Here is a 12,217-nt window from a genome sequence, read left to right as displayed (position 1 = left end):
TGTCGATGGGTGACGAAATCAGGATCGGGGCTGGGCGCCGTGGGTGATGCGCGCCCGCAGCTTGCCCACCACGCCGGTCGGAAAGTAGTACACCGAGAGCACGAACAGCAGGCCCAGCCACAGCAGCCAGCGGTCGGGCGAGAACAGGGCGGGCAGCAGCGGCACGGCGGACGTGGCCTCGCCCGCCAGGCGCAGCAGGTCCTGCAGATAGCTTTGCGCGATCATGAACAGCACCGAGCCGATCAGCGCGCCGTAGATGGTGCCCATGCCGCCGATGACGACGATCAGCAGCACGTCGATCATGATCTCGAAGCTGAGCGAGGTGTCCGGCCCGTTGTAGCGCAGCCAGATCGCCAGCATGCAGCCCGCCAGGGTGGCGAACAGCGCCGACAGCACGGACGACAGCGTGCGGTACACCACCACCCGATAGCCGATGGCCTCGGCGCGGAACTCGTTTTCGCGGATGGCCTGCAGCACGCGCCCGAAGGGCGAGTTGACGATGCGCAGCAGCGCCAGCACCAGCAGCGCGCAGACGACGAACAGCAGGTAGTAGCTGATGATCTTGCCGTCGATCAGCACGCCCAGAAACTCGCTTTCGAACGGCTCGAAGCTGGGCGACAGCCACTCGGGCAGCTTGAAGCTCAGGCCATCCTCGCCGCCGGTGATGACCGACAGCTGCGAGGCCAGGGTCTGGAAGGCGGCGGCCACGGCCAGCGTGATCATGGCGAAAAAGATGGCGCGCACGCGCAGCGAGAACAGGCCGATCACCAGCGCCAGCACCAGCGACAAAAGCAGGGCGACGACCACCCCTACCACCAGCGCCGTCCAGGTCGGACCCAGGTGCGTGCAGGCCACGGCGATGCCGTAGGCGCCGATGCCGAAGAACATGGTGTGCGCGAAGCTGACGATGCCGGTGTAGCCCAGCAGCAGGTCGAACGCTGCCACCAGCACGATGAAGATCAGCACCTTGGCCGCCACGTTGAGCGCCTTGACGCCCGGAAACAGAAAGGGCGCAAAGGCCAGGCCCAGCACGATGACGATCAGGATCGCCGCCAGCAGCTTGCTGCGCGGCAGGTCATGGGAGAGAAGGCGGCTGAGCATGGTTTATGAATTAAAAGCGGTCTTGGCCCTTTTGAAACAAGCGCGGGCAGCTATGCTTATCGTAGTAACCGTCCAAAATGCCGGACGCAGAGGGCGCAAAAAATACGCAAAGGACGCAGAAGAAAACCACTTTGGGTTCTGCATTTTTTGCGCCCTTTGCGAATCCCTTGCGTCCTCTGCGTTCGGCTGTTTGAATTTCATTTCGACGCCGCGTAGATGCCCTGCGGCCGCCACAGCAGCACCGCCACCATCAGCGCGATGTTGGAAAACAGCGCCACCTTGGGCACCAGAAAGCCGGTGTAGTTGGCCATCAGGCCCACCAGCAGGGCGCCGATCAGCGCGCCGGTGGTGCTGCCCAGGCCGCCGATGATGATGACGATGAAGATCAGGATGTTGACCTGCGCGCCCATCTGCGGCACCACGCTTTGCTGGTACAGCCCCCACATCACGCCGCCCAGGCCGGCCAGCGCGCTGCCGGCCACGAACACGCCGACGAACAGGCGCCGGATGCGGTAGCCCAGGCTTTCGACCATCTCGCGGTCCTGCACGCCGGCGCGGATGAGCAGGCCCACCTTGGTGCGCGCCAGCGTCCAGATCAGCGCGGCGAATACCGCCACGCCGACGATCACGGCCAGCACGCGGTATTTTTCGATCACCGCCTCGCCCAGCAGCCACGAGCCCTGCATGGCCGCCGGCAGCGGCAGCGGAATCTGCGCCGGCCCCCAGATCACCTTGATCATCTCCTCGCCGATGATCATGCCGCCCATGGTGATCAGGATCTGCTTGAGGTGCTGGCCGTAGACCGGGCGCACGATGAAGCGCTCGAAGGCCACGCCCACGGCGCCCGCCACCAGCATGGCCGCCAGCATGGCCGGCAGCACCGCCACCAGGTTGCGCCACAGCTCGGTCGAGCCGGTCCAGCCGCTCATGCTGCCCAGCACGCTGGTGGCGACGAAGGCGCCCAGCGCGATGAACACGCCGTGGCCGAAGTTCAGTACGTCCATCAGGCCGAACACCAGGGTCAGGCCCGAGGCGATGATGAAGATGATCATGCCCATGGCCAGGCCCGCCACGGTGAGCGTGACCCAGGTCGAGCCCGAGCCGATCAGCGGCAGGGCCAGCAGCGCCAGCACGGGCACCAGCAGCAGGGGCTTGTAGTCGAAGTCGAGCGCTTTCATGCGGCGGAAAATACTATGAATAAAGTAGCTGCCCGCGCTTGATGGGAACGCGCTGCAAGTCGATTTGTCTTGAAACTCATGCCAGCGACAGGCCCAGCAGGCGCTGCTGCAGGGCCTCGTCCTGCGCCAGCTGCGCCATGGTGCCGGCATGCACGATGCGGCCGTTGTCCATCACCGCCACCGTGTCGCCCAGGCGCTTGGCAAAGCCGATGTTCTGCTCCACCAGCAGGATGGTCACGCCGCTCTTCTTGAGCTGCGCAAAGGCGTCGATCATGTTGTTGATGATGCTGGGCGCCAGGCCCTTGCTGGGCTCGTCGACGATCAGCAGCTCGCGCGGCTCGACGATGGCGCGCGCCACCGCCAGCATCTGCTTTTGCCCGCCCGAAAGCTTGCCCGCCGGGTGGTTCCAGAACTTTTCGACCGCCGGAAAGAGCTGGAAGATCCACTGCAGGCGCTGGTTGTCGATCTGCGCCGCGGTGCGCGCGCCGCGCGCGGCCAGCACCATGTTTTCCTTCACCGTCAGGTCGGCGAAGATGCCCATGTTCTCGGGCACGTAGGCGATGCCTTGCTGGGCGATCTGCGGCGTGTGCTGGCGCGTGATGTCCTGGCCGTTGAAGGCGACCCGGCCCTGCGAGGCCTGCCACAGGCCCATGATGGTGCGCAACGTGGTGGTCTTGCCGGCGCCGTTGCGACCCAGCAGCAAGGTCAGCTGCCCGCGCGGCACCTGCAGGTCCACGCCGTGCAGGATGTGGTAGGCGCCGATGTGGGTGTGCACGCCCTGCAGCTCAAGCAGATTGGCGCTCATTCAGCGGCCCCCTGAATACCGAACGCAGAGGACGCAAAGGAGTCGCGAAGGGCGCAAAAGATACAGAATGAAAAATGGTTTTTTTCTGCGTCCTCTGCAAACCCTTCGCGCCCTCTGCGTTCGGCTGTTTGGAATGCTCGTGCAGCGCGTTTCATGCCGCCACCTCGTCTTCCTTGCTCACGCCCAGATAGGCTTGCTGCACCACCGGCGAGGCGATCACCTCGGCCGGCTCGCCGTCGGCCACCAGGGTGCCGTTGGTCAGCACGATGATGCGGTCGGCCAGCTCGCGCACCACGTCCATCTTGTGCTCCACCAGCAGGATGGTCTTGCTCTTGTCCTGCTTCAGCGCGCGGATCAGATCGAGGATGACGGGCGCCTCGTCGTGGCTCATGCCGGCGGTGGGCTCGTCGAACATGTAGACCTGCGGGTCGAGCGCCATCAAGAGGGCCACCTCCAGCTTGCGCTGGTCGCCGTGCGGCAGGCTGGCCACCGGCATGCCCTGCTGGCCCTGCATGGCCACCGATTCGAGGATGGCGTGGGCGCGCGCCGTCCAGTCGCGGTGGTCGCTCCAGATGCGCCACGGGTTGAGCGCCTGCGCGCCGCCCTGCGTGGCCTGTACCGCCAGGCGCACGTTTTCCAGCACGCTCAGGTTGGGAAACAGGTTGGTGAGCTGGAACGCGCGCCCCAGCCCGGCCTTGGTGCGCGCCGACGGCGGCAGCGCCGACAGGTCGCGCCCGTTCAGGCGCACGCGGCCCGCGCTGGCCTTGAGCTGGCCCGAGATCAGGTTGAAATAGGTGGTCTTGCCCGCGCCGTTGGGCCCGACGATGGCCGTGAGCGTGCCGGGCGCGAAGGCGCAGCTCACCGCGTTGACGGCCACGTGGCCGCCAAAGCGGATGGTGAGGTTCTCGGTTTCGAGCATGAAGTCCTGGACTCCCTCTCCCGGCTGGGGAGAGGGTGGGGGTGAGGGGCGGGGGCAGTAGTGGATCGGGCCGGGGTGCTGCCGTGGCTGCTGGCCCCCACCCCAGCCCTCCCCCAGCGGGGGAGGGAGAAAAGGCCCTGATCAGCGCTTGTTGCGGATCGGGATCTGCATTTCCTCGGGCTTGATCTCGTGCACCAGCTCGGGCACGCCCCAGGCGAAGGCCGGATCCACCTTGATCTTGAAGTGGTACATGCTCTGCATGGCCTGGTGGTCTTCCTTGCGGAAGGTCATCTTGCCCTTGGGGGTGTCGAAGCTCATGCCCTCCATGGTCTTGATGAGCTTGTTGGTGTTGGTGTCGCCGCCGGTCTTCTTCAGCGCGGTGACGATGGCCTCGGCGGCGGCAAAACCGCCGGCGGTGAAGAAGTCGGGCGGCGCCTTGAACTCCTTGTAGTGCATGGCCACCAGCGCGTCGTTGGACGGGTTCTTGGGAATGCCGTAGTAGTAGTAGGTGGCGCCTTCCATGCCGGGGAAGGCCTTGTAGCTGGCCATGGCCGGCAGGATGTTGCCGCCGGTGAAGACCTCGATGCCGTAGCGCTTCTTCAGGTCCTGCGCGGCCAGGGCGGCGAAGGGCGGCGTGCCGCCGGCCCAGATCACCTCGATCGCCTTGCGGCCGGGCTTGTCCTTCAGCGCGTCGACCGCGCGCTGGATGCCGGCGGTGAAGTCGGTGGTGTTTTGCGGCAGGTATTCCTCGTGCACGATCTTGGCGTGCTTGAGCGCGTCCTTGAACGCCTTCACGCCGTCGCGGCCGAAGGCATAGTCCTGCGCCAGCGTGACGATGGACACGCCGTCCTTGTCCATGGCCGTGGCGTTGCTGATGGCGTCCTGGCTGGAGTTGCGGCCGGTGCGGAAGATGTACTTGTTCCACTTGTCGCCGGTGATCGAGTCGGCCACGGCGGGCTCGACCAGCAGGATCTTCTTGTACTCCTCGGCCACCGGCAGCATGGCCAGCGCCACGCCCGAGCTGGTGGGGCCGACGGCCAGGTCGACCTTGTCGTCGGCGTAGGCGGTGGCCAGCAGGCTCTTGCCCAGGTCGGGCTTGCCCTGGTCGTCCTTCTCGATCAGCACGATCTTCTTGCCCGCCACTTCCATGGTGCCGCCGGTGGCGTAGTTCAGGCCCATCACCAGGCCGGTCTGGGTCTGCTTGCCATAGGCCTCCAGCGGGCCGGTCTTGCTGTAGATGTGGGCGATCTTGATCTCGCCGGCGGCCAGGGCCGAGGTGCTGACGAGGGCGGCCGCGGCGGCCAGGGCCATGAGAGAGCGACGTTGCATGTAAGAGTCTCCGGTTGAAACGTTGAAGGCAAGGCGTACCAGTCAAGTATCGATGCAAAACGCATGCCAAAGTGCAAATGATGGGCGGCTGGGCGGTGTCTCCTTTAGAAAACGGGCAATTGATTGAAATACAGACAAATAATTGTCTTTATTTCATACATTTGTATGACTTGCGATCAATATCAACCCGCGCCCAGGCGCTCGTACAGCGTCGCGCGCGAAATGCCCAGCCGGCGCGCCGCCGCCAGCTTGTTGCCACCGGTGGCGCGCAGGGCGGCGGCAATGGCGCGCTGCTCCAGCGCGCGCACCTGCTCGGCCAGCGGTTGCAGCAGGGCCGCTTCGTCGTCGGCCGGCGGTGGCGCGGCCGGCGGCAGCGCGGGCTGGATCGGCGCCAGGCCGGACAGGCGCAGCACGGCCTCCATGTGCGCCGCGTCCAGGCGGTCGGATTCGGCGTGCAGGGCGGCCTGCTCCAGCACGTTGCGCAGCTCGCGGATGTTGCCGCGCCAGTGCTGGGCGGCCAGCAGCGCCAGCGCGTCGGGCGTCAGCTCGGGCGGCGCGGTGCCGCGCTGGGCCATGTCGTCGCCCAGCAGCTCGACCAGCGCCGGGATGTCGCCGCCGCGCTCGCGCAGCGGCGGCACGCGCAGCGGCAGCACGCTCAGGCGGTAGTACAGGTCCTCGCGAAACAGCCCGGCCTGCACCAGCGCCGCCAGGTCGCGGCTGGTGGCGGCGATGATGCGCGCGTCGAAGGGCACCAGCCGGTTGCTGCCCAGCGGCTCGATCTCGCCGTCCTGCAGCGCGCGCAGCAGCTTGGCCTGCAGCGCCAGCGGCATGTCGCCGATCTCGTCCAGAAACAGCGTGCCGCCGTCGGCCAGCTTGAACTTGCCCTGGCGCCCCTTGCGCTCGGCGCCGGTGTAGGCGCCGGGCGCGACGCCGAAGAACTCGGCCTCCAGCAGCGTCTCGGGCACGGCGGCGATGTTGATGCCGACGAAGGGCCCCAGCGCGCGCGCCGACGCGGCGTGGATGCCGTGCGCCAGCAGCTCCTTGCCGGTGCCGGTCTCGCCCAGCAGCAGCACCGGGCTGCCCGACTGCGCCGCGCGCCGCGCCTGGCGCTTGACCTCGACCGCCGCCGGGCTGACGCCGACGAAGCTGGCCAGCGTGTACTTGGTGCGGCGCGCCAGGCCGCCGGCGCTGCTGCGCTGCGCGTCCAGCTCGCGCTGGGCGTCCTGCAACTGTTGCTGCAGGCGCGCGAACTGCGTGGTCAGCGCCCGCATCTGCGCCGAGCTCTGGTCGAACAGCACGATGCCCAGCACCCCGATCACCGCGCCCGCCTCGTCGCGCAGCGGGATGCGGCTGACCACGAAGGTGCCCGCCTTGTTGCCCAGCAGGTCGATCAGGATCGGCTTGCCGGTGCTCAGCACCTCGTGCATCTGCGTGTTGTCGATCACCTGGGTCACGGGCTGGCCGACGAAGTCCTCCTCGCGCGCGAAGCCCATCGCCGGCAGGAAGCGCCGGTAGGGCTCGTTGATCCACACCACGCGCGCATCGCGGTCGATCAGCAGCATGCCCTCGCTGGCGTTCTCGAACAGCTCGAACATCGAGCGCGCGGCCAGCGCCAGGATGCGCTCGCCGTCGAGCGGCAGGGCGGGCGAGGGGGGTGTCTGGACGGCGGACATCGGGGCAATGGTAGCGGGCAAGCCACATTTCAAAAAATACCCGGGCAAAATTATTTAACCCGGGTAAAATTAAGCGATGAACGCACCGTACTCATCCCGCTACACGGCCTTTGTCGGCGACCGCCGGCTGGCGCAGGGCGCCTACGCCAACATCGCGCGGGCGCTGGCGTCGCTGGACGAAGCGCCGCAGCCCGTGCTGGTCTTCGACGATGCCACCGGCGCGCCGGTGGATGCGCCGCCGCGCCCCGAGCACGCGGCGCGGCTGGCGCGCATCGGCATTGCGCCGGATGGGGCGTCTGTGGCCGGGCCCGAGGCGCCGCGCCCGGCACCCGGCCGTCCGCGCCTGGGCGTGGTGGCGCGCGAGGTGACCCTGCTGCCGCGCCACTGGGACTGGCTGGCGGCGCAGCCGGGCGGCGCCTCGGCCGCCTTGCGCCGACTGGTCGACCAGGCGCGCAAGACGGGCGACGCCGCCGACGAGCGCCGCCGGGCGCAGGAGCGCGCCTACAAGTTCATCAGCGCCATCGCCGGCCACCGCCCGGGCTTCGAGGAAGCGGCACGCGCCCTGTTCGCCGGTGAACGCGCGCGCTTCGAAAGCCTCGTGGCCGCTTGGCCGGCCGACGTGGCGGCGCATGCCTCGCGTCTGGCTGCGGTGGCCTGGCGCGAGTTGCCCGCCACGCGTTGAGGGTGGGCATGAACCGCATCGACGACGCCCAGGCGGCCGACCCGCCCGCCCACGCGGCGCAGGCCAGGCCGGCGCCCGTCCGGCCCGAGCGCCCGCTGTGGCGCACCTACCTGGCCTTTCTGGGGCCCATGGTGCTGGCCAACATCCTGCAGTCGCTGTCGGGCAGCGTGAACGGGGTCTACATCGGGCAGATGCTGGGCACCGATGCGCTGGCCGCCGTGGCCGGCATGTTCCCGGTGGTGTTCTTCTTCATCGCGCTGATCATCGGCGTGGGGGCTGGCGCCTCGGTGCTGATCGGCCAGGCGTGGGGCGCGCGCGAGCCGCACAAGGTCAAGGCGATCGCCGGCACCGCGCTGGCGCTGGGCGGCCTGATCGGCCTGGGCGCGGCCGTGCTGGGCGAGTCGTTTGCGCGCCCGGCGCTGGTGGCGCTGGGCACGGCGCCCGAACTGCTGCCCGACGCCGTAGCCTACGCGCGGGTGATGATGCTCGCCATGCCGCTGCTGCTGGTGTTCATCCTGTACACGCAGCTCTTGCGCGGCGTGGGCGACACGGTGACGCCGCTGCTGGCGCTGTGCCTGTCGACCACGGTGGGCCTGCTGGTCACGCCGGCGCTGATCCGCGGCTGGCTGGGCCTGCCGCGCCTGGGCGTGGTCAGCGCCGCGGTGGCCGGCTGGGTGTCGTTCGCGCTGGCGCTGGCCTTCTTGTGGGTGTATCTGCGCCGCAAGAATCACCCGCTGGCGCCCGACGCCGAGCTGCTGCGCGCGCTGCGCATCGATGGGCGGCTGCTGCGCGCGGTGCTGCGCATCGGCGTGCCCACCGGCGTGCAGATGGTGACCATCGCCATGGCCGAGCTGGCCATCCTGGGCCTGGTCAACGGCTACGGGGCCGACGCCACGGCGGCCTACGGCGCGGTCAACCAGATCGTCAACTACGTGCAGTTTCCGGCGCTGTCGATCGCCATCACGGCCTCGATTTTGGGCGCGCAGGCCATCGGCGCCGGCCGCACCGAGCGCCTGTCGGCCATCGTGCGCACCGGGCTGCTGCTGAACGCCGTGCTGACCGGCGCGCTGGTGCTGCTGGGCTATGCGCTGTCGCGCTGGCTGCTGGGCTTTTTCATCACCACGCCGTCCGTGCTGGTGATGGCGCAGGGCCTGCTGCAGGTGATGCTGTGGGGCAGCGTGGTGTTCGGCATGCAGGCCGTGGTGGCGGGCGTGATGCGCGCCAGCGGCACGGTGTGGGTGCCCACCGGCATCAGCGTGGCCTCGATCGCGCTGGTGCAGCTGCCGGCGGCGCACTTGCTGTCGGCACACTTCGGGCTGCCCGGCGTGTGGATGTCCTACCCGGTGGTGTTTTGCGTCATGCTGGCGTTGCAGAGCGCCTTCTACCGGCTGGTGTGGCGCGCGCGCCGGATCGAGCGCTTGATCTGAATCATGCGGCGCGGGCCGCCGGCGGCCCGCGCATGGCCGCGGCCGGCGCGATTGCCCTACACTGAATCGGCCCGACAACAACCCACGACCTGGAGGTGCTTGCTGTGTACGAACGCATTTTGGTGACCCTGGATGGCTCGTCCTATTCGGAAGAAATCATGGCCTACGCGGCCGGCCTGGCGGCGGCAGCCGGCAGCGCGCTGACGCTGCTGCGCGTGGTCGACAAGGCGGCCGACGCGCCCGAGGCCGAGGCCTATCTGCAGCGGCTGGCGGCGGCGCACGGCGCCCAGGGCGAATGCGTGGTGGCGCCCGGCGACGTGGCCACGGCCATCCTGGCGCACGCGCGCCAGGTGCCCGGCACGCTGGTGGCCATCACCTCGCACGGGCGCTCGGGCCTGCTGCTGCCCATGCTGGGCAGCGTGGCCTTGAACGTGGTGCGCGCCAGTGGCGGCGAGCCGGTGCTGGTGTACCGCCCAACGGGGCAGGCCCAGGTCGGCGCGGCGGCGCTGAAGGTGCGCAGCGTGGTGCTGCCGCTGGACGGCACCGAGCTGTCCGAGGCCATGATCCCGCAGGCCGGCGAGCTGGCCAAGCGCATCGGCGCCGAGCTGGAGATCGTCGGCGTGGTCGACCCGCGCCAGTTCTCGGGCAGCGACATGCCGCACAGCGACGACATGAAAGGACTGGAGTCGGGCTATGTGCGCAACCAGGCGCGCACCTTGTCCGAGCGCTACCAGGTGCCCGCCGACTGGGAGGTGCTGCACGGCGAGCCGGCCGAGGCCATCACCGGCTACATCAGCGGCCGGCGCGACGTCATCCTGGCCATGGCCACGCACGGCCGCACCGCGCTGAAGACCGCGCTGCTGGGCAGCGTCACCGCCGGCTGCCTGCGCGCGGCCGGGGTGCCGGTGCTGATGCGGGCGCCGTGAGCGCGCGGCCCGCAGGCGCCCGGCGGTGACGTCCAGGGGCTCGTGCCGATCGCTATCGTTTAAATAGCTGTCCGCGCTTGATCCATGGGCGTCAGAGCACGATTCGGCTTGAATTTGTTGACCGCTGGCGCGCCGCAGCGGAAGCATTGACGTGGACCTCAAGGGCGTCGATCTCAACCTGCTGCCGGTGCTGGACGCGCTGCTGCGCCAGCGCAGCGCCACGCGCGCGGCGTGCGAACTCGACGTCAGCCAGTCCACCCTCAGCTCGGCGCTGACGCGCCTGCGCCAGCAGCTGGGCGACGAGCTGTTCGTGCGCACCGGGCGCGGGCTGCGCCCGACGGCGCGCGCCGCCGCGCTGGCCGCGCCGCTGGCCGACATCCTGGAGCGGGTGCGCGACCAGGTGCTGGCCACGCCCCGCTTCGACGCCGCCACGGCGCAGCGCGAGTTCCGCATCGCGCACACCGACGTCGGCGCCTACGTGCTGTGGCCGCGCATCGTGCACGCGGTGCGCGCGCGGGCGCCGCACGTGCGCCTGGCGCTGCGGGTGATGGAGCCGGCCAGCCTGGGCCAGGCGCTGGCCGACGGCGCGGTCGACTTGGCCGTGGGCAGTTTTCCGCGCCTGCCGCCCACCCTGATTCAGCGGCGCCTGTACGACCGGCACTTCGTCGCGGTGGTCAGTCGCACGCATGCGCTGGCGGGCCGGCGCCTGAGCCTGCGCCGCTTTGCCGACACGCCGCAGCTGGTGGTACACGGCCACTCGGGCGTGCAGGACACGATCACCGAGCTGCTGGCCGCGCAGCAGCTGCAGCGCCGCGAACTGCTGGAACTGCCCTCGTACCTGATGGTGCCGCCGCTGCTGGCGCAGGGCGAGTTTTTGGCGGTGGTGCCCACGCAGCTGGCCGAGGTGTTCAACGCGCATGGCGCGCTGGCGCTGCTGCCGCTGCCCTTCAAGCTGCCGCCCAGCACCGTGCGCCTGTACTGGCACCGCCGCTTCAACGACGACGCCGGCCTGCGCTGGCTGCGCGAGCTGCTGGTGGGCGATTTGTCGCCGGGCAGCGTGCGCGCCTGACGGCCTTAGGGCGATGCTGAATAAGTCACTGCGATGGCGCGCGCCCTGGTTTGGGATGGGCTGCAAGGCGCAAACCGCAGCGATAGCCGCAGCTATCGCGAGGATTTGCAACGCCGCAGACCGCCCAAAGCGGGGATGCGCGGCGCGCGTGGGACTTGTTCAGCATTGCCTTATGCCGCGGCGCGCCCGGGGCCGAACAGCGCCTGCGCGTTGTCGTGGTCGATGGCGCGGCGCTGCTCGGGCGTCAGCGGGTAGGCGTCCAGCAGCTGCGCGAAGTGCCGTGAGCGCTCGGCCGGCGCGTAGGGCCAGTCGCTGCCGAAAGTGATGTGCGTCGGGTCGGCAAAGGCCAGCAGCGAGGGCAGGGCGTAGGCGCTGCTGCTGAGCGCGGTGTCGAACCAGTAGCGGCGCAGGCGCTCGATGCCGTGGGCGGTGTCGCCGCGCTCGGAGCAGCTGCGCGCGATGCGCTCGGCCGCGTAGGGCACGAAGCCGCCGGCGTGCGACAGGATGATGCGCACGCGCGGGTAGCGCTCCAGCCAGCCGGCGCGCGCCATGTGGATGGCCGCGCGCGTGGTGTCCAGCAGGAAGTCGGCCGCGAAGGGCGGGATGCCCGGCACCGGCGGCGCGTTCAGCTCCGACGGGTGCACGAAGACCACCGCCGCGCGCCGGTCCAGCTCGGCCATCAGCGGCTCGAAGGTGGCGTCGCCCAGGTAGGCGCCGCGCACGCTGGCCAGCAGCACCACGCCGTCGGCGCCCAGCACGTCGAAAGCGTGCGCGGCCTCGGCGATGGCGCCGTCGACGTCGGGCAGCGTCAGGGTGGCGAAAAAGCCGAACTGCGCTGGCCGATCGGCGCGCACGCGGGCGGCGAACTCGTTCACCTCGCGCGCCCAGCGCCGCGCCAGCGCGTCGTCGCCCAGATGCACGCCGGGGGTGGACACCGACAGGATGCTGCGCGCCACGCCGATGCTGGCCATCAGCTCGAGCGCGGCATCGGCCGACCAGTCGGGAATGGCGCGGCCGCCGGCGGCGATGCCCTGGCTGGCCAGCCAGGCCTTGTAGCTGGGCGGGACGATGTGGTGGTGGGTGTCGATGCGGGTCGGGCTCATGGGCG

General features: G+C 69.4%; 11 protein-coding genes. 4 read left to right on the top strand and 7 right to left on the bottom strand.

The genetic code is table 11. From position 1 onward, the window contains the following. Window positions 1-18: 18 nt before the first annotated feature. From ACWHMB_RS13820 to ACWHMB_RS13795, 6 genes are all read right to left on the bottom strand, one after another. Complete coding sequence (locus ACWHMB_RS13820) at window positions 19-1,101, bottom strand: branched-chain amino acid ABC transporter permease (RefSeq protein WP_377479078.1); 1,083 nt, start codon at window positions 1,099-1,101, stop codon at window positions 19-21. A gap of 197 nt (window positions 1,102-1,298) precedes the next feature. Next, window positions 1,299-2,279, bottom strand: a complete 981-nt coding sequence (locus tag ACWHMB_RS13815; RefSeq protein WP_377479076.1) for a branched-chain amino acid ABC transporter permease — start codon at window positions 2,277-2,279, stop codon at window positions 1,299-1,301. Window positions 2,280-2,355: 76 nt separating this feature from the next. Continuing rightward, window positions 2,356-3,084 (bottom strand): ABC transporter ATP-binding protein, encoded by a 729-nt coding sequence (locus tag ACWHMB_RS13810; RefSeq protein WP_377479074.1) that lies wholly within the window; start codon window positions 3,082-3,084, stop codon window positions 2,356-2,358. 151 nt (window positions 3,085-3,235) lie between these two features. Then, a complete protein-coding gene (locus ACWHMB_RS13805) occupies window positions 3,236-4,003 on the bottom strand; it encodes an ABC transporter ATP-binding protein (RefSeq protein WP_377479072.1) in 768 nt (255 codons plus the stop codon). A gap of 141 nt (window positions 4,004-4,144) precedes the next feature. Then, the gene (locus tag ACWHMB_RS13800; protein WP_293225264.1) at window positions 4,145-5,332 is read right to left on the bottom strand and encodes a substrate-binding domain-containing protein; all 1,188 of its coding nucleotides are present in this window, start codon (window positions 5,330-5,332) and stop codon (window positions 4,145-4,147) included. Between the two features lie 182 nt (window positions 5,333-5,514). Continuing rightward, entirely contained in the window at window positions 5,515-7,005 is a 1,491-nt protein-coding gene (locus ACWHMB_RS13795) for a sigma-54 interaction domain-containing protein (RefSeq protein WP_377479069.1), read from the bottom strand. A gap of 76 nt (window positions 7,006-7,081) precedes the next feature. On the opposite strand from ACWHMB_RS13795, the gene ACWHMB_RS13790 reads away from it, so the two are divergent. The 4 genes from ACWHMB_RS13790 to ACWHMB_RS13775 all read left to right on the top strand — a co-directional run bounded on the left by ACWHMB_RS13790 (window position 7,082) and on the right by ACWHMB_RS13775 (window position 11,109). Beyond that, the gene (locus tag ACWHMB_RS13790; RefSeq protein WP_447648564.1) at window positions 7,082-7,687 is read left to right on the top strand and encodes a DUF2239 family protein; all 606 of its coding nucleotides are present in this window, start codon (window positions 7,082-7,084) and stop codon (window positions 7,685-7,687) included. A 128-nt stretch (window positions 7,688-7,815) separates the two neighbouring features. Further along, the gene (locus ACWHMB_RS13785) at window positions 7,816-9,114 is read left to right on the top strand and encodes an MATE family efflux transporter (RefSeq protein WP_377479158.1); all 1,299 of its coding nucleotides are present in this window, start codon (window positions 7,816-7,818) and stop codon (window positions 9,112-9,114) included. A 104-nt stretch (window positions 9,115-9,218) separates the two neighbouring features. Further along, the gene (locus ACWHMB_RS13780; RefSeq protein WP_377479063.1) at window positions 9,219-10,040 is read left to right on the top strand and encodes a universal stress protein; all 822 of its coding nucleotides are present in this window, start codon (window positions 9,219-9,221) and stop codon (window positions 10,038-10,040) included. A 151-nt stretch (window positions 10,041-10,191) separates the two neighbouring features. Next, the gene (locus ACWHMB_RS13775) at window positions 10,192-11,109 is read left to right on the top strand and encodes a LysR family transcriptional regulator (protein WP_377479060.1); all 918 of its coding nucleotides are present in this window, start codon (window positions 10,192-10,194) and stop codon (window positions 11,107-11,109) included. A 170-nt stretch (window positions 11,110-11,279) separates the two neighbouring features. On the opposite strand, the gene ACWHMB_RS13770 is transcribed toward ACWHMB_RS13775, so the two are convergent. Further along, window positions 11,280-12,212 (bottom strand): amidohydrolase family protein, encoded by a 933-nt coding sequence (locus ACWHMB_RS13770; protein WP_377479057.1) that lies wholly within the window; start codon window positions 12,210-12,212, stop codon window positions 11,280-11,282. Window positions 12,213-12,217 lie beyond the last annotated feature (5 nt).

The sequence above is a fragment of the Ottowia pentelensis genome, assembly GCF_964341695.1.
Note: the sequence above shows the minus strand (reverse complement) of the source record. Positions and strands in the feature narration are given on the sequence as shown.